This window comes from Arthrobacter sp. P1_B4 (assembly GCF_056406555.1).
The window spans coordinates 1-17,776 of the sequence record NZ_JBFTZW010000065.1; the positions used below are offsets into that span (position 1 = coordinate 1).

The window sequence follows — 17,776 nt, forward strand, 5'->3', positions numbered from 1 at the left end:
CCGATCGCCATTTCCGCGCCTTGGATATCGCGTGCGCTGAAGTCGTTGAAGACGGTGATGCCAAAGAGGTGGTCCAGCGCCGCGTCCGGGGTCAGGTCGCTTCCGGACTTGCCCACGACGTAGCCGACCTCGAGTTCCCAGTCGAGGGCTTCGGTGAAGTCGGGGTAGGGCAGAACCTGGTTGTGGCCATAGGACATGGCCGTAGTGCCCTTGAAATACCCCGGACGCTCGTAGATCGACCTTGCCGGCTGTGCCTTGGCGACAATGCGGTGGAAGTTCTGGATGTGCTGCTCGAAGGTCAGCCCGTCGCGAATGACCGGGGCGTCGACCGCCGCCCGCCACGAGACCTCATCGATGGCAAGCGAAGCGTCGTCGGCCGCGGCAAGCGCAGCGTGTGCGGCGTCCAGGAATACGGCGCCTCCGCCGATTCCCGCCGCCAGGCTTCCGGGAAGCACCGCCAGGGCGAGAGCCCGGGCGCGCTCGGGCTCGGCAGCCTTGCGCTGCAGCGTCAAGGCATAGGCGCGGGCAAGGTCAATAACCCGGCCCTGCTCCGGCTGGGCCGCGACGAGTCGAATCTGCTCGCCGTCGGGCGTGGGCACTGCTATACGTCCGAGTTTCATGGTTGCTCCTTTGGACATCAAACATACGATACGTACAGTATCGCATTGGGTTGGTGGGGTTGCAATAGACAAGTTCGTGGGGGTGACGCTCAGTTACCGACCGTGGCGGCCCGGGTGGCCCTCAGGAGTGGTTCGCCGTCGCAGAGCTCCTCCAGCCCGATGTCCGGCGGAAGCATGCCCAGGCTTCGACGGATCCCGGTCAGCAGTCCAAGTCCGCGCTGATCCACGGTGAGCGTGCGGGCGCGCGTGCCCCAGGCCGCCGTGGCCGCCGTCTGGTAGCCGCAGCGTTCAAGCAACTCGATTCCCTCCGCGTCGGCCATCGACTCGCCGGCCGCCACCCCGCGCACCAAAGCGCCCAGGTAGCGTTCCAGCTCTGCGGAAGCGAGAAGCTCGGCGCGGACCACCAGGCCTTGGCCCGGCAGTTCCGGCAGCAGGGCATTGACGTCCACCACGCGCCGCATCCCGGCCTGTTCGGCCAGTTTGTCGAACGGCGGCCCGAGCAGGGTCGCGTCCACCTTGCCGCCGAGCAGCGCGTCCAGGCGTTCGCGCACGCCGCCCACCACCACGTAGTCGACCTCGACGCCGGCGTCGAGCAGCAGGCGCTTGGCGATGAGCGCGAAACCGTTGTCGGGGGCGTCCACGGCGAACCGGCACCCGGCCAGGTCCGCGAGGGATTCCACGTCACCGCCTGCATGGATGCCCAGCTGCGTGGTCTGCTCGACCTGGGCAACCAGGCGCACGTCGGCGCCGGCCCGGGTCCATTCGAACAGGTTGTCGATAGCCGTGACCACCATGTCCTGCTCCCCGGCAAGCAGGGCCCGCAGCTGCTCCGCGCTCGAGGGCGTCCGGGTGGGCAGCACCTCAACACCGCGCAGAAATCCCAGCTCGGCCGCCAGCAGATAGGACACCGGCGAAACGAAGTGGCTTTGACGCAGGATCACGGGGCGGCCCCGCCGGCCGCGGCGACCGCGTCCGGGCGATCCACATACCAGGGAGGCAACTGCCCGCTAGGCCCACGGACCGTTGAACGCTGGATGCCGAGACCAGAGATTTCCGCCTCCATCACGTCGCCATCCCTCAGGTAACGGCCCCAATGCGAACCGTTGCCCGCAGGCGAACCGGTGATGAGGACATCGCCGGGCAGCAGCACGGCCACCGAGGAGGCGTAGGCGATCAGGCTCGGGATGTCGAAGAGCAGGTCATCGGCCAAGGCATCCTGCATCAGCGTGCCGTTGAGGCTCAAGCGGATGCGGAGCTTCGCAGGATCCGGGACGAACCGCTTCGGCACCACGTAGGGGCCGGTGGGGAAGAACGTCGGCTGGTTCTTGGCACGGAACCAGTCGGTGCCCATCATCGCGATGTCGTTGCGCGGTACGAGCGTGCGCGCCGTGATGTCGTTGACGATCGTATACCCGGCCACGTAGTCGAAAGCGTCTTCGGCCGCGACCCGGTGCGCCCTGCGGCCGATGACCACGCCAAGCTCCAGTTCCCAGTCGACGTTTCCGCCGACATCCGGCAACTTCACGTCATCGTAGGCGCCGCAGACCGCCGAGGGGATCCCGGTCCAGACGTAGGGGTCGCCCGTCCGGCCGCGCTCGTCGATTTCGGCTGCGGCGTCGGCGGCCAGTTGCGCCGCATCGGCGCCTTCCTTGCCGAGCTTGTGGGCCACACTCATCTGCAGGACGTGCTCACGGTAGTTCGCCCCCGCGGCGATGATGGTGCCCACCGGCTGCACCGGCGGCAGCACCCGCAGCCCGTCGAGCGGGCGTGCGCCCGCCGCTGCCGGGTCGATGGCCTCGAGGGCGTCCAGGTGCGCATCCCAGTCAGCGAACAGGTCCCCGATCCGCCCGATTCCCGGCACCACTGTGCGCAGGTCAACGACGTCGTCGCCGAAGACCACACCGGGAAACTCCTCCCCGCCGTCCTCGAAAGTGCCCAGCATGAATCCGTTCACGCGTGCCTCTTCCATGAATCCTCCATTAGTCATTGTCTGCTGCCGCTATACCGGTGGGGCCACGTACAGGCCCTTGTCGCGGTCGTTGAACATTTCGCGGGCGATGAATTCGTCCATGTCGCCGCCGGTTCCCCATTGGTCGGAGGTCTCGGGGTCGCGCGTGTCAAAGATGCTTGGATGCCAGGTATCCTCATCCACCGAATCCAGCTCGGTGGTGTATTCCATGGTGTTCCCGTTGGGATCGTGGAAGTAGGTGAAGGTGTTGTCCCCGGCCTTGTGGCGGCCAGGGCCCCAGATTTTCTTGAACCCGGACCGCAGCAGCTTGCCGCTGCCGCGCATGTACTCGTCGATGCCGCGCAGCTCGAAGGACGCGTGCTGCAACGAGGCATGCGGGCCGCGGGAGATCGCTATGGAATGGTGTTGCGCATTGCAGCGCATGAAGTAGAAGAGGTCGCCCATGTGCGGGTGGTTCAGGGTGTCGGAGAGACGGAAGCCCAGGTGCTGCTCGTACCAGACGCGCATCTTCTCCGGTTCCGGGGAGTTGAGCACCACGTGGGAGAGCCGCACGGGGATGGCTTCGCGTTCCTCGATCTTGCGGTGCTTGCGCACCTCGACGTCGGAGGAGACCTCGATGGTGCGTCCTTCCAGGTCGAAGAAGCGGAAGCCGTATCCCCCGCCGAGGGTCTTGACGTCATCGGGTTCGCCAATGAGCTTCACGCCCTTGGCAATGAGGTCCGAGGCGAGCTGGTCCACCGAGGCCTTGTCCGCCGCGCCGAACGCGACCATGTCAAGGCGCTTCTCCTCGGCCTCGCGCACGCGGACCGAATACTGTTCCGGGGAGCCCTCGGCGGCGAAGTAGGTCACGCCGCCGTCGTTCTCCATTTCGGTGAGTCCCCAGTGGTTCTTGTAGAACTCAACCTGCTTTTGGTAGTCGGGCACCGCGATGTCGAAGTGCCTCAGGTGTGTGATCGGGCTGAATGCCATGATGGTCTCCTGTGTTCTGTCCGTTTGACGCGGATGTGGGTTTAGATGCGTGCCGGCACGTTGCGGCCGACCTGCGGAATGCTGCGGATGAGGCGCTCCAGGGCCTCGGGGGTGTCGCCGAGGCCCTGGATGTAGCGGTCCGGGCGAACGACGACCGCCTGAGCGCCGGCGGCGGCAAGGATCTGGCCGACCTTGGCCGGATCGAACAGGACCACGACGTCTGTATGTTCCTCGAGTTGTTCCCGCAGCGGGGCGGGAACCGCGGCATAGAGCTCGCGGGTTGTTGCCACCAGGAAACGACTTCCCACCATGTCATCCAAGCGCACCCCGTCGGCGAGGATCGGCTGCATGCCGAGCCGACCGGAGCGTTCGTCGGTGCCGCCGTCGTGCAGGCCTGGACCCAGCGCGGGTGAGACCGGTGCCGACGCGGCGGGGTTTGCGCGGATGAAGGCGTCACGCTGCTTCGCGGTGTCGGCGTCGGTGGTTTGCATGAAGCCGGCGGCGCGGGTTGCCTGCTCGACCCAGAACCGTGCGTGCGGCATGCGCTCGCTCTCGTAGGTGTCAAGGAGGCTGTCGTCGGCCGCACCGCGCTTGACGGCATCGAGCTTCCACACCAGGTTGGCCACATCGCGCATTCCGGCGCACAGGCCCTGCCCAAACAACGGCGGGGCCTGGTGGGCTGCGTCCCCGGCCAGGAAGATGTTCCCGGCGCGCCACTGATGCGCGATGCGCCCCCGGAACGTATATATCGCGAGCCGGTCCGCAGCGAACTTGTCTGCCGGCAGCACGCCGTGGCTGATCCGTTCCACGCCCGCGGGAGTGGCAATTTCCTCGGGGTCGTCCCCCGGCATCACCATGAACTCCATCCGCACCCGTTTGCCGGGGAGGCGGATCCACAGGGCGGGCCTTGTGTGATGACCCAGGAAGATCATGTCGGAAGACAGGCCGGGGCCTTCTTCCAAAATGCCGTCCGCGACAAGCCACTGTGCATCCTCGCCCAGCTTTTCGCACTCGATGCCCAGCGCCTGGCGGCTTGACGAACGTGCCCCGTCCGCTGCGATGGCCCAGCGGGCGCGGATTAGGGATTCCGCGCCGTCAGAGTCACGCACCGCCACCTCGACGCCCGGTCCCTCATTGCGCACGGAGAGCACGCTGGTGCCTCGGCGGAGCTCGACGCCGGGAAGTTCTTCCACGACACCCCGCAGCAGGACCTCGATGTCCGGTTGGTGAAAGGTGAGATCGTCGTGCCAACCCTGGGTGCCAAACTGACCCGTGGGCAAGGACACCAGGACTTCCCCCTCCTCGTTCTCGATGTGGAAGGAGGACATCGGCAAAGTTACCTCGGCAAAGCGCTCGGCGACTCCCAGCGATTGGAGGGTGCGGAAGGTTTCACCATCAAAGTGCACGGCGCGGGCAGTTGGCCAAACCTGGACATCACGCTCCACCCCGACGGCGGTCAGACCTGCGCGCCCCAGCAAGGCCAGCGCAGTGACTCCTACAGGCCCTCCCCCGATCACTACCACGTCGACGTTGACGTTAGCCATCTTGCTCCTTCAAGTTCAGTACGTATCGTTTCGAATAAAAAGTAACATGCATCACTTAGCCGCACAAGGGTCAGCTGATGAGCTTCCGGCTTTCTTACGCCTTCCAGATGGTCTTGAGATTGCAGAATTCCCTGATCCCGTCCGCAGCCAGTTCCCGACCGAACCCGGAACGCTTGATCCCGCCGAACGGCAGCTCCTGGTACGAAACCGTCATGCCGTTGACGAACACCGCGCCGGCGTCAAGGTTGGCCGTAAACCATTCCTCCTCCTCGGCATCAGCAGTCCAGACCGCACTGGAAAGCCCGAAGGTGGTCTGGTTCGCAATCCGGAGGGCATCCTCGCGGTCCTGGGCGCGGTAGAGCGACGCGACGGGCCCAAAGGTCTCCTCCTGGATGATCCGCATCTCTTCGCTGAGTCCGGCGAGCACCGTGGGGGCATAGAAGAAGCCGGGGCCCTCGGGAACCACCCCGCCGGTCAGCACCTGGGCACCCAGGGCACGGGCGTCCTCAACGAGCCCGGCCAGTTCGTCGCGTCCGGACAAGGTGGCCAAGGGCCCCACCTGAGTCGCGGGATCCAGCGGGTCCCCGACGGCAAGCTCCGACATCAGCTTCACGAATTCGGCAGCGAACGCGTCATAGACCTCGGTGTGCACGATGAAGCGCTTGCCGGCGATGCACGACTGGCCATTGTTGCTGATCCGTGCACGCACGGCGGTCGCCGCCGCCGCGGAGACGTCCGCCGAGGGCATGACAATGAAAGGGTCCGACCCGCCCAATTCCAGCACGGACTTCTTCACGTGGTCCCCGGCAATGGAGGCGACCGAGCGCCCCGCCGGCTCGGAACCCGTCAGGGTCACCGCCTTGACCCTCGCATCGGCCAGGACGCCGGCCACCTCGGAGCCGCCGATCAGCAGGGTGCGGAAGGAGCCGAGCGGGAACCCCGCCCGCTCAAAGAGTGTGTCGAGGAAGAGCGCAGCCTGGGGCACGTTCGAGGCATGCTTGAGCAAGCCGGAGTTGCCCGCCATAAGCGCCGGGGCCGCAAAGCGGATGACCTGCCAGAGCGGGTAGTTCCAGGGCATGACCGCCAACACCGTCCCCAGCGGCTCGTAGCGGGTCCACGCGCGGCTCGCGCCGACCGACGACGGGTCCTTCAGCGGAGCATCGGCCAGGAATTCCTCGGCATCCGCGGCGTAGAAGCGCATGGCCTTGACGCACTTGTGCACCTCGGCGATCGATTGCGCAATCGGCTTGCCCATCTCGACGGTGATCAGCTCACCGAGGCCCTCCGCCTGATCCTCCAGAATGTCCGCCGCAGCGAGCATCCACTGCGCTCGCTGGGCAAAGGTTGTGCCGCGCAGCAGCCGCGCCGCTTCGGCGGCCTCCGCGATGCGGGCCTGGACTTCCTCGGCCGAGTGCGGCTCGATGATCATTTCGGTCGAACCGGTGGTCGGGTTGACGGTTGCGATTGCCATGGGTGGGGTCCTTTCCTGGAGACGTGTTCTCGATCACAACTATATAGGATACGATTCGTATCGGATACTATTTTAGTTTCCATGATGTATCCACCCACGCCAGCAGCCCGTGGAACGGCTGCCCGACATCCAAGGAGTGCCCCCGTGAGCACAAATGGCGAGTTGCCGAACAATCTTCCGCTCTTTCTCACCGACGCTGATGTGGCCAGCCTTGCGGACTGGCCGGGGGCGATCGAGGCCATCCGCACCGCGTACAAGGCCCCCGACGACGAGGGCGGCACACCGGGAAGGATTTTCGCCCAGACATCTCGCGAATGGTTGCGGATCATGCCCTCGGTGCCGCCCAGCGGCAGTCTGTTCGGGGCAAAGTCAATCGCCGGGTCCTTCGCGGACGGCCTGCGCGTCAGCTATCTGATTTCACTCTTCGACAAGGACACCGCGGATCTGGTGGCTCTCGTGGACGGAAACCGCGTCACCGGCCTGCGCACCGCCGCGACCACCGCCGTGGGCACCTCCACGATCGTGCCGCAGCGGCCGCTGATCGTCGGTGTGATCGGCTCCGGCTTTGAGGCGCGTTCCCACCTGACGGCCTTTTCCCACCTGTTGGAGTTCGCTGACATCCGTGTGTTCAGTCCGACCCCTGCCAACCGCGAGGCCTTTGCGGCCGAGTTCGACGGCGCGCTCGGCGCGCCCGCACGTGCTGTCGGTTCGGCCCGCGAGGCCGCGGAAGGCGCGGATCTCATTCTGTGCGCTGCACGCTCCCGCGACGAGTCCCCGACGCTGCTGGCCGAATGGGTCGGCCCGAACGCCGCGGTGGTCTCGATCGGTTCCACGACCCCGGCCCAACGCGAGCTGCCTGCGGAGCTGATCGCCCGGGCCGCGGTGGTCGTTGTGGATAGCCGTGACGAGGTCGTGCACGGAAGCGGGGACATGATTGCGGCCCGGGCACACGGCGTCGATGTGGATTCGCTCATTGTCACACTCAATGCCGCCCTGACCGGCGAAACCGCCATCGACGCGGAGCACGGGATCCGTATCTACAAGTCGACCGGTTCCGGCCTGCAGGACATCGTTGTTGCCGAGATGCTCGTCAACCGCGCCCGCGCCGAGGGCATTGGCACCGTCCTTCCCGTGGGCATCGTCACCAGCCGCAAATAGACCCCACTGACAATAAAGGAGAACAACATGGTGGAATACACCAAATCCGAAGCCCGCTCCTGGGCCCGGGAGAACTTCGTCGGCACCGTCGCGGTGACGCACCCGTCCTTCACCCCGGACTTTTCTGCCATCAACGAAAACGCGATCCGCCACGACATCCTCCTGCTCAAGGAACGTGGCTACAAGGGTTCCCTGCTGATCGCCGAAGCGAATATCACCCCGGAGGAGAACGCCCGGATCACAGCCATCGCCCGCGAGGCGGCAGGACCGGACTTCGCACTCTTCTTCCACGCAATCTTCGGCACCCTGGAAGAAAACATCCATGCAGCAAACCTGGCTTCCAAGGCCGGCGCGGACCGCGCGCTGCTGGCCTACCCTTCATCGTTCTGGCCGACCTCGTACGACGAGGTGTTCGACTACACCAAGCGATTCACCGATGAAACCGATCTGGCCACCATGCTGTTCCCGCTCCCCGCCTGGGGCTTCGAGCGCATCCACCCCGCCGGCATGAGCGTGGACTTCGTGCGCCGCGTCCTCGACGCGATGCCGAGCATCGTCGCCATCAAGGCCGAACAGGGCTACCCGGGCATCCCCGGAGTCATGGAGATGTACCACCACTTCCGCGATGAAGTAGTGATTTCCTGCCCCATCGAGGCCGAAATAATCCCGCTCATGTCGGTCTTGGACGTCCAGTTCTCCGGCACCGCGAACACGAACTGGATGGGAGACTACTACCCCAAGGCCTTTGAACTGGCGCGCACCGGCAAGTGGGAAGAAGCCATGAATCGCTACTGGGAGGTCCAGCCGGCCCGGGCCGCCAATATGGCTGTATCGTCCACTTCCACCCCGGGCACCAGCTCCATTAACCGCACCCAGTGGAAGTACCAGGAGTGGCTCTCCGGCTTCAACGGCGGCGCCCTGCGCCCGCCGGCAGTCAGACTTCCCGACCGTTTCATGAAGCAGCTGCGCGCAAGCCTGGAAGCCTCGGGACTGCCCGTCACCGATTCCCCGGACTCCGAATTTTTGCGCGGACGCGTCAGCGCCTAGGCCATGCCCGGCCGCGTGCCGGCATTGCAAAGCCCCTTGGACCACTGAACCGGCTGGCTGGTTCGGTGGTCCAAGGGGCTTCTTTGCGTGTGAAAGACGGTGCCGGGGAATGTGCAGCACCTGACCCGCGGCCGGCAAAACGACGGCGGCTTGCCGGACTGGCAGCCCAAGCCTCTGGCAGGAATGCTGAATCCTGGCTTCCGTGCCGGCCGCCACGTTCACCGTGCGGCCCAACAGCAGGCGAGGGCCCCTTCCCGGGTGGATGTCGATTCGACATCCACCCATGGGAGGGGCCCCCGGCTCCGGTTCAAGACCGGTGATGAGTGTGGTCCCGTGTCGGCGTCAGGCGCCGGTATTTTCCGATGAACAACGCATTGAATCGCTCACCGGCCCGGCGTTCGTCCCGGCACCCGGCGATCGGCAGGCCGCGTGGACGATTCATCTATCGTGCTCATGGCTCGCACCGGTCCTATGCGCCGGGGTTTGAGAAAAATGCATTGAGCCGGTTGGTGGGCAGGTAGTCCGCCGGGTCGCCGGCCAGGTCTGTCAGGTCATTGTGGTCCCACGAGGTGTCCGCGACCTTGGCGAGGTTCTCCCGGGAGACGATCACCGAGGGTTCAACAATCTGGTTGATCTTCGGTCCCTCGCCCTTCAGGATGCGCAGGGCGACATCGACGACTGCCTCACCGGTGCGCACGGACGGGGTCGTGGTGCCGAAGTAAGGGTAGCCGGGGTTTGCCAGCGCCCAGGAGGAGAATCCGTGGCTGGACCCGTCGTCCGCGATCGGCGGCACCTCCAGGCCCGATTCCACAAAGGCGTTGCGGATGCCTACACCCATCGTTCCGGCCTGCAAGACGGCGTCAACCCCGGCAGGGTGGGTCGCAAGGAACTTCTGGACCTCCGCCTGGGCCGTGGCCGGCTGGAAGAAGCCGGTGACCGATCCGGCGACGTTGACCTCCGGGCAGTTTTTCAGGACCGCGTCGATGCCCATGCCCGCGAAGGTCGAGACCGGGATGCCCGGGATGCCGTCGACGCGCAGGACGTTGCCTTTGCCCCCGATTGCCGCCACCGTGCCGGCGGTGACCTGGGCGATCGCGAGCGGGGTATTCCTCGTGACGCTCACGGCGTATTCGGAATCGATCGGCACCTGGGCGGCGACCAGCGGGATGCCGGCGTCATGGGCGGCCTTGGCCAGCTTCACGGAAGGCTCCGGTGCAATGGCGGTGTAGATGATCACGTCCGGCTTGAGCGAAAGCGCTTCGTTGAATTGCTGGAGCTGCAGGGGCACGTTCGAGGGGTCATCCGGGGCGAAGTCGCCGACAATCTTGACTCCATCGGCCTTCAGGCTCGTGCGGATGGCCGCCGACATGGAGGCAATGAAGGGACTGGCAGGTGGCATGCCAACGATCGCGGCCGTGAAACCGTCAGTCTTCTTCGACTTGTAGTCGGCCCATGCCGACTTCCGGATCTCGTAGGGGTAGAGGTTGTAGCCCGCGGCGATCTCCTTCGGTAAACCGGACAGCAGGCCGTTCGGATCGTTCGCTGCATCCGTGGGCAGCGATCCGCAGGTCCCAGCTGCCGCGGGCGACACCTTGGCGAGGGTTGCCGCTCCGGAGGAGCCCGGGGCCGCCGGCGCCGATGCCGAACAGCCCGTCAGGACGAGGGCGCCGGCCCCCAGAATCGCGGCGCCGACCGTCGGGAAGCTGGGGAAAAAGATCGTCTTCTTCATGGTTTATCTCCTGCCGTATAAAACGATGCGTATCGTATGGCATCACAGTAAGCGCATGCGGTACGATTCGTCTAGTTTCGAATATGACCTGCGACACATTTATCGGCCATTCAAAGGAGATTCGCCGTGAACAACCAACCATCCGGCCTGATGCTCGCCGGGGTGAGCAAGCGGTTCGGTGCCACGCGCGCCGTTATCGACGGTGACCTCCATCTCCGGCCGGGCGAGATCCACACGCTCCTGGGCGAAAACGGCTCAGGGAAGAGCACGCTCGTAAAGATCCTGGGTGGGGTGCACCGTCCGGACACCGGCTCCATCACATTGGACGGCGTCCCCGTTAATAGCCGATCGCCACGACAGGCCATGGACCTGGGGATTGCGGCGGTGTTCCAAGAGGTCCTCACCGCGGGGAATCAGTCGGTCCTCGAGAATGTCTGGCTCGGGTCCCACGGGACGCTCCGTCGCCGGCTGGGCCGCGCCGAGCAGCAATCGATCGCGCAGGATGTCCTCTCGCGTATCGCCGGTGAGGTACCCCTCGATCTTCCCGCCGGCCAACTCTCGCTCTCCGAGCGACAGTCCATCTGCATTGCGCGGGCGCTCGTGCGAAAGCCCAAGGTGCTCATCCTTGATGAGTCAACGGCTTCCCTGGACGTCAGGTCCCGTGACCGGCTCTTCGTCGAGCTGCGCCGACTCGCGGCCGGGGGAACCGCCATCCTGTTTATCTCGCACCGGATGGACGAGGTCGCGGAGATCTCGGACCGGGTCACCGTTCTGAGGTCTGGCCGGAGCGTGTCCACCGTCGAACGTTCGGACCTGTCCGTCGACCGGTTGATCGCGGACATGACCGGAAACTCCGGCCACGACGAGGCCCGGCGGCAACCGCACGACCCCGGGGACGTCAGCCTTCGGGGATCCGCCGTCCGCCTGGCGTCGGCCTCGGCACCCATCGACTTCGAGCTGCGCGCCGGCGAAGTCGTGGGCCTTGCCGGGCTAGAAGGCCACGGACAGGACCACTTCATCAAACGCCTGGCCGGCGTGGCTGCCGGGCCTGGCAGTGTTGTTCGCATCCGGCCCGAGGGCGCCGCAGAGCTTACCGAGCGCAACGGGGATGCCCTGGGGGTCGCCTACCTGCCGCGCGAACGTCGTGGCGAGTCGCTGTTCGAGTCCATGTCGATCCGCGAGAACTTCGCGCTCCCGACCCTGGCCAAGGACCGCCGCGGCGGGTTGCTGGATACCCGCAGCATTGGCCGCCGGTTCGATGCGTTCGCCCGGACCTTGTCCCTGCGCTTCGGTGCAGCGCAGGATGCAATTTCAACCCTGTCCGGCGGTAACCAACAGAAGGTGCTGCTGGCCCGCTGGCTTGCCACGGACCCCAAGGTCCTGCTGCTTAACGACCCCACCCGAGGGGTCGATATCGGGACCAAGCGGGAGATCTACGCAATTCTGCACCGGCTCAGTGCCGAAGGCATGAGCGTCGTGGTCCTCTCCAGCGAGGTCGACGAACTCGTTGACCTCGCAGACCGCGTCCTGGTCTTCCGCGACCAATCAGTGTTTGCCGAGATCCCCCATTCCAAGCTTTCCACCGAGTCCATCGTCGCCGCATACTTCGGCCAGAAATCAGAGGTGCATACATGAACCGCGTCTTCCCCCTGTTCCAGCGCTGGCCTTTCGCCTTTGCCTTGCTGCTCGCACTGGTGCTGCTGGTGTTGAACCTGATCGTTTCACCGTCCTTCCTCTCCCCCGAGCGTCTCCCCGGCACCCTGGCCACACTGGCGCCGTTCGTGCTGGTGGGATTCGCCTCCACGCCCTCGATCCTCGCCGGCGGCATTGACATTTCCGTCGGTCCCCTGGCCACCTTCATCAACTGTCTGTTCGTCGCCGTCCTCATTCCCGCGGGACTGGGCAACTGGCATCTCGCGGGACCCATCATCCTGGCGGTGGCCGCCGGGATCGGAGCCCTGAACGGAATCCTGGTCGCCGTCGTGCGCCTGCATCCGGTGGTCGCAACCACCGGGATGYTGTTCCTGCTCGTTGGCCTGTCGCTGACCATCGCCCAGAATCCGGTGGCCGCCCCGAACAATTGGACGGAGGTCTTCGCCGGGGGCATCGGCATCGTCCCGGGCGCTCTCCTGACCATCGGCGTCGCCGGGCTGATCTGGTTCGCCCTGCACCGCACGGCCTTCGTCAGCAATCTCCTCGCGACCGGCGCGAGTGATGTTTCAGCGTACGGTTCCGGCGTGAACATCACGGCAATCCGGATCCTGGCCTACACCCTCGGCGGCCTGTTCGCCGGCATCGCGGGAATCGCCCTGACGGCAATCGTGCAGTCATCGCAGTCTTCGCTCGCCTCCACCTATGCCCTGCTGGGGCTCGCCGCGGCCGTGCTGGGCGGGACGAGCCTGGCCGGCGGCCGCGGCGGGCTGTTGGGGGCCCTCTTCGGGGCGGTCTCCATTTATCTGCTGCAGCAGTTGCTCACGGCCTCGGGCGTGGCACCCAGCCTCGTCCAATTTGCCTACGGCGCCGTCCTCGTCGTTGGCGTCGTGATGGGCGCGACGCTGCTGGCCCCCCGTTTGAAGAGGAACGCATCATGAGCAGTGACACCGTGCCCCCCGCACCAAGAACCCAGGCACCAACGGTCCGGCCCAGGCCCTGGACCACGTTCAGGGCCTGGGCCTTCGAGGTACCGGCCCTCCAGGTACTCGTCGTGGCGGCCTTGGCAGCCTGGCTGGTGATCACCATTCCGGCCATCGCGAACCCCAGGTCAATCACGTCGATACTGGTCATCACGTCCCTGCTGGCCCTGGCAGCCATGGGCCAGACGCTTGTGGTGATCCTGGGCGGACTTGACCTGGCGGCACCGGGCTACATCCTTTTCGGTGCCTTCATGGCGGCGAACGTCGCGGGCAAGCTCGGGGTCCCTCCGGTCGTAGCCCTGCTGATCACAGTTCTGGCCTGCGGCGGCATCGGCGCCCTGATCGGCTGGATCTGCCACCGCTTCGCGGTCCAGCCACTAGTCGTCACGCTGGGCACCGGCGCGGCCATCACGGGCGCGACCCTGTTCCTCGCCGACGGCGACTATTCCTCCGCCCCGCCGGAGGCGCTGCGTTCCCTGGCCAGCCTAAGGGGGACCACCCTTGGCCTGCCGGTCCCCCCGATCATCCTGATCGTGCTTCTCTGCGGGGCGGGAATGTGGCTTTTCCTCAATCGCACCGCGGCGGGGCGTCGCTTCTACGCGACGGGAATCAATTTCCGGGCCGCACGATTGGCCAGGGTCCGGACCGCTGCCGTGTGGACCATGGTCTTTGCGGCCTCCGGAGCCCTGGCCGGGGTTGCCGGCGTCTTCATTGCATCCTTCGGCGCGGGATGGTCGCAAACCATCGGGGAACCCTACCTGTTCTCTGGTCTGGCCGCGGTCCTCGTCGGCGGGTCGATCTTCGGCTCGATTCGCGGCAGCTACACCCGCACGCTGCTGGGCGCACTCACTCTCACCCTCCTGTCCACGATCATCGTCAGCAATGGGCTGACGGAAGCCCAGAGCCGCATCGTCTTCGGCGTCATCATCCTTGCTGTGGTCTCGCTCTACGGCCGGGAACGCCACGTCCGCGACAGGTTCTGAGGCCTGGTCCGGGTCCCCTACATCCGGCGGTCCCCTGCGACGCGCGGTCACGATACGAGCCGAGTCGGATGCCAATTTTGGATGAGTCATTTCATCCTGGTCCAACTGAAAACCAAGGAGAATAAATGTCCCCCGAGACAGCAACTGTCGCCGAAGTGCTTTCCAGCCCCTGGAAAATCGACGGCCTGACGATCAAGAACCGCTATGTGCTTAGCCCCATGGCCGTCCTCCAGCCGACAAAGGACGGCCATCCCAGCGATCAGACCATCGCGTTCCTCACCACGCGGGCACGCGGCGGCGCTGGGCTGCTGATCATCGGTGGCGGCGTGGCCACCGAGCGCGGGAACCAGGAGGCGCCGTTCCAGCCCTTGATGCGCTTCGACCGGGACGAGTTCATTCCGGGGCTGCGGCGCATGGTCGATGCCGTGCACGAGCACGATGTACCCATCTTCGCCCAGATCTTCCCGAGCTTCGGCGCCATGGGCGTGCCGGGCGACGGCCGGCCCACAAGGGCCGCGAGCCCGAAGCCCGTCCGCATGGCCGCACCCCGCCTGCCTCACGGTTTCTACATTCCCGGCGGTCGAACGAACCCGACGCCGGAGGAGATCACCAAGGAGGAAATCCTCGAGGTCCAGGAACAGGCCGTCGCCGCCGTACGGCGAGCAAAGGCGGCCGGCTTCGACGGCATCGAGCTGGGCGCGCACATGCGCTACCTCTATTCCTCCTTCCTCTCACCGCGCACCAACTGGAGGACGGACGAATACGGCGGGAGTGCCGAAAACCGCGCCCGCATCCTCACGGACACGATTCGGGCGATCCGGGCCGAAGTCGGAACCGACTATCCGGTGGGCCTCAGAATGAGCACCAACGACCACCTTCCCGATGGTCAGGGACCCCAGGGGTTCGCCGAAGTTGCGTCGATCATTGAAAAGGAAGGGGTTGGCTATATCGCCCTGAGCGATGCGAACTACGAGTCGATGGACAATAACGTCACCTCCTTTTCGGGCGCCATCCTGGAGCACGGCGAGCCGCAAGCATTCCGCACCGCCATGCCCGAGGTCCCGTTGCTCCTCAGCAGCACCTTCGACCCGCAACAGTGTGCAGACGCCATCACCGCCGGGTTCGCGGACGGAATCATGCTGGCGCGGCAAATGCTGGCCGATCCGGAGTTCCCCAACAAGGTCCTCCAGGGACGACAGGATGAGATCGTGTGGTGCGACCACGACAACTCATGCCTGCGCCGCCTGATCTTCAATGTGCCGGTCCGGTGCCACAAGAACCCGGCCATGGGACGCGAAGCGGTCCTTGCGGGGGCCAAGGAACCTGTATCGGTAAAGCTTAAGCGTCCAGTCCAGGGCCTACTGATCGCTGCGACGGGGTCACCGGTCCTCATGGGCATCGCCGACAAACTGGCGACCGCCGGCCCGAAGGCATCCAAGAGCTGACACCTGCGCCGCGCCGGCCCCACCCGTGGCGGGAGCCGGCGCGGCAACCTTGGTACAAATACGTGTGTGCCCGGACTCCGACTTGGAGCCCGGGCACACACGCATGTCTTGCCGCCCCACATCGGCAGCTGTTCAAGGAGCCTCAGTCCGCCGGGCGCAGCGCCCTGCCCGTTCCGCGGTAGATGGCGACAGTCCGCTCCCCCGCCCGCACCACCACATCCACTATCATCCGGCGGCCCTCGTGAAAGGTCACTTCAGCGGAGGCGACCAGCTCCTCCGAGATGCAGGCCGGGGAAATGTAGGAGATGGAAGCCTCGGCGGTCGCGATTCCGGCGCCGAATGTGTTTGCGGCCATAGCGAACGCGGTGTCTGCCAGCGCGAAGACCAATCCACCGTGGGCAATCCCGTGCCCGTTGGCCATTTCGGGCGTGACCCGGAGGACGGCCGTGGCACGGCCCTCGCTGGCGCGCAACACCTGGATGCCGAGCCCTTCCAGGCTCCGGTCGGCGGCCAGCATCGAGCGGGCCGGGTCGGCAATGATCGCTGGCTGGTTCACGACAACCTCTCCACTACCATCGCCATGCCCTGGCCGCCGCCCACGCAGAGCGTCGCCAGGCCGAGGGATCCGTCCGTGGTTTGCAGTCCGTTGATGAGCGTTCCGACCAGCCGCACGCCGGTCGCACCGAAGGGGTGGCCCAAGGCGATCGCCCCGCCAAACGGGTTGACCCGCTCGGGATCTACGCCCAGCTTCCGCACCACGGGAACCACTTGGGCGGCAAAGGCCTCGTTCAGCTCGACGATGTCGATGTCACCGATCGACAGGCCCAAACGATCCAGCAGGCGGCGGGATGCGTCCACCGGACCCAGCCCCATGATTTCCGGCGAGAGGCCGCTTGCGGCACTGCCCAGGATGCGGGCCAGCGGCTTCAACCCCAGCTCGCCCGCGCGCCGGGCGCTCATCACCACCAAGGCTGACGCGCCGTCGTTGAGCGGGCTGGCGTTGCCCGCGGTGACGGTTCCGGACTCGTGGAACACTGCGTTGAGGCCCGAGAGGGCCTCCAGCGTGGTGCCCGGACGCAGGCCTTCATCGGCGCGCACCACCGTGCCGGCAGCCGTGGCCACCGGCACGATCTCGCGCGCGAAGTACCCGGACTCCATCGCCCTTTCCGCCCGGAGCTGGGACTCCAGAGCCCATTCGTCCTGGTCGCGGCGCGTGGTGCCGGTTTGACGGGCCACAAACTCGGCGGTCTTGCCCATAGAGAGGTACACATCGGGCAAGTCCCCGTGATCCCGGGGGTCGGCCCACGGCTGGCCGGATTCGAAGATGCCATCGGCACGCCATGCTGCGTCCGCAAAGGCGGGGTGGGGTGATTCAACCACGGGCGGTGTCGAGGTGGTCGATTCGACGCCCGCAACCAGGAACGCGTCCCCGTCGCCCGCCCGCACGGCCTGGGCCGCCATCGCGGTGGCCTGCAACGAGGAGGCGCAGAAGCGGTTCACCGTGACCGCCGGGACGCTGTCCATCCCTGCAAGAACCATGACACGGCGGCCAATGTTGTCGCCCTGCGCGCCCTGCGGTACTGCGCAACCCACGTAGGCATCCGCAAACTCGGCGGAGTCAACCTGCGGAACTGCCGAGAGCGCTCCCCGGATGGCTGCCAGCGCGAGGTCTTCCGGGCGCTCACCGGCCAGCGATCCCTTGCGGGCACGGCCGATCGGTGTCCTGCGGTAGGCGACGACGACCGCGTCATTCGGCGCGATGGCGGTTTTCACGATGATGTTTCCTCTCAGTGTGGACAGCTTCCCTAACGGGCTGGCTCCACGGGCAGGGACAGATCAGGGTCAGACTCCTCACATCTAACGTTAAATCCAATATATACGAACCGTATCGTATTGCAAAGGGTCAAAGCCTCCCAGGCCCACACCGGACACATGGAAGGGAAATCAGGGAGGCAAAGGGCGCCACGAGCATGTCGCAAAAGAGGCCGCGGTGGGCGCAGGCGATGACAGAGCGTCGCCGCCTACCGGATCCGCCGTCGAAAACTTCTTGCGGACCCTCAAATAGGTGCACGCCACTCAACGCGGGCGCCGGGCTGCGCCCCGGTTAAAGCCGGCACCGGCATACGATTCGCCCAACATTCCACGGCAATCCAAGGCTATAGGGTCAATTCTTCAGTCACGGAGCCGTCCGGGCCCATGGGCCCGGAC

At 65.8% G+C, this 17,776-nt stretch carries 15 protein-coding genes; 6 read left to right on the plus strand and 9 right to left on the minus strand.

Annotation, left to right across the window (positions count from 1 at the left end):
* The 6 genes from AC1D1W_RS15895 to AC1D1W_RS15920 form a co-directional block, all read right to left on the minus strand.
* On the minus strand, positions 1–620 hold a 620-nt coding region (locus AC1D1W_RS15895), incomplete at its 3' end, for a fumarylacetoacetate hydrolase family protein (protein WP_476944184.1).
* An 89-nt stretch (positions 621–709) separates the two neighbouring features.
* The gene (locus AC1D1W_RS15900) at positions 710–1,561 is read right to left on the minus strand and encodes an ABC transporter substrate-binding protein (protein WP_476944185.1); all 852 of its coding nucleotides are present in this window, start codon (positions 1,559–1,561) and stop codon (positions 710–712) included.
* Entirely contained in the window at positions 1,558–2,589 is a 1,032-nt protein-coding gene (locus AC1D1W_RS15905) for a fumarylacetoacetate hydrolase family protein (RefSeq protein WP_476944186.1), read from the minus strand. The genes AC1D1W_RS15900 and AC1D1W_RS15905 overlap by 4 nt, the downstream gene beginning before the upstream one ends.
* A 30-nt stretch (positions 2,590–2,619) precedes the next feature.
* Positions 2,620–3,558 carry a VOC family protein gene (locus AC1D1W_RS15910; RefSeq protein WP_476944187.1) on the minus strand — a complete coding sequence of 313 codons (939 nt, stop codon included), beginning with the start codon at positions 3,556–3,558 and terminating at the stop codon, positions 2,620–2,622.
* Positions 3,559–3,599: 41 nt separating this feature from the next.
* A complete protein-coding gene (locus AC1D1W_RS15915) occupies positions 3,600–5,102 on the minus strand; it encodes a bifunctional 3-(3-hydroxy-phenyl)propionate/3-hydroxycinnamic acid hydroxylase (protein ID WP_476944188.1) in 1,503 nt (500 codons plus the stop codon).
* Positions 5,103–5,196: 94 nt separating this feature from the next.
* The gene (locus tag AC1D1W_RS15920) at positions 5,197–6,573 is read right to left on the minus strand and encodes an aldehyde dehydrogenase family protein (protein ID WP_476944189.1); all 1,377 of its coding nucleotides are present in this window, start codon (positions 6,571–6,573) and stop codon (positions 5,197–5,199) included.
* Positions 6,574–6,717: 144 nt separating this feature from the next.
* Here AC1D1W_RS15920 and AC1D1W_RS15925 point away from each other — a divergent pair, with 144 nt between their 5' ends.
* Positions 6,718–7,731, plus strand: a complete 1,014-nt coding sequence (locus AC1D1W_RS15925; RefSeq protein ID WP_476944190.1) for an ornithine cyclodeaminase family protein — start codon at positions 6,718–6,720, stop codon at positions 7,729–7,731.
* 27 nt (positions 7,732–7,758) lie between these two features.
* Positions 7,759–8,778, plus strand: coding sequence for a dihydrodipicolinate synthase family protein (locus AC1D1W_RS15930; protein ID WP_476944191.1), 1,020 nt, complete (start codon positions 7,759–7,761; stop codon positions 8,776–8,778).
* 469 nt (positions 8,779–9,247) lie between these two features.
* On the opposite strand, the gene AC1D1W_RS15935 is transcribed toward AC1D1W_RS15930, so the two are convergent.
* Positions 9,248–10,507, minus strand: coding sequence for a substrate-binding domain-containing protein (locus AC1D1W_RS15935; RefSeq protein WP_476944192.1), 1,260 nt, complete (start codon positions 10,505–10,507; stop codon positions 9,248–9,250).
* 126 nt (positions 10,508–10,633) lie between these two features.
* Between AC1D1W_RS15935 and AC1D1W_RS15940 the strand changes: the two genes are divergently transcribed.
* From AC1D1W_RS15940 to AC1D1W_RS15955, 4 genes are all read left to right on the plus strand, one after another.
* Positions 10,634–12,142, plus strand: a complete 1,509-nt coding sequence (locus AC1D1W_RS15940; protein ID WP_476944193.1) for a sugar ABC transporter ATP-binding protein — start codon at positions 10,634–10,636, stop codon at positions 12,140–12,142.
* Entirely contained in the window at positions 12,139–13,098 is a 960-nt protein-coding gene (locus AC1D1W_RS15945; RefSeq protein WP_476944194.1) for an ABC transporter permease, read from the plus strand. Before AC1D1W_RS15940 ends, AC1D1W_RS15945 begins: the two co-directional genes overlap by 4 nt.
* On the plus strand, positions 13,095–14,123 hold the full coding sequence (locus tag AC1D1W_RS15950) for an ABC transporter permease (RefSeq protein WP_476944195.1): 1,029 nt from the start codon (positions 13,095–13,097) through the stop codon (positions 14,121–14,123). The genes AC1D1W_RS15945 and AC1D1W_RS15950 overlap by 4 nt, the downstream gene beginning before the upstream one ends.
* A gap of 125 nt (positions 14,124–14,248) precedes the next feature.
* Complete coding sequence (locus tag AC1D1W_RS15955; RefSeq protein WP_459384510.1) at positions 14,249–15,568, plus strand: NADH:flavin oxidoreductase; 1,320 nt, start codon at positions 14,249–14,251, stop codon at positions 15,566–15,568.
* A 142-nt stretch (positions 15,569–15,710) separates the two neighbouring features.
* Here the strand turns inward: AC1D1W_RS15955 and AC1D1W_RS15960 are convergent, their stop codons facing one another.
* The gene (locus tag AC1D1W_RS15960; protein ID WP_229994208.1) at positions 15,711–16,124 is read right to left on the minus strand and encodes a PaaI family thioesterase; all 414 of its coding nucleotides are present in this window, start codon (positions 16,122–16,124) and stop codon (positions 15,711–15,713) included.
* The gene (locus tag AC1D1W_RS15965; RefSeq protein WP_476944196.1) at positions 16,121–17,341 is read right to left on the minus strand and encodes an acetyl-CoA C-acyltransferase; all 1,221 of its coding nucleotides are present in this window, start codon (positions 17,339–17,341) and stop codon (positions 16,121–16,123) included. The genes AC1D1W_RS15960 and AC1D1W_RS15965 overlap by 4 nt, the downstream gene beginning before the upstream one ends.
* Between the last annotated feature and the right edge of the window lie 435 nt (positions 17,342–17,776).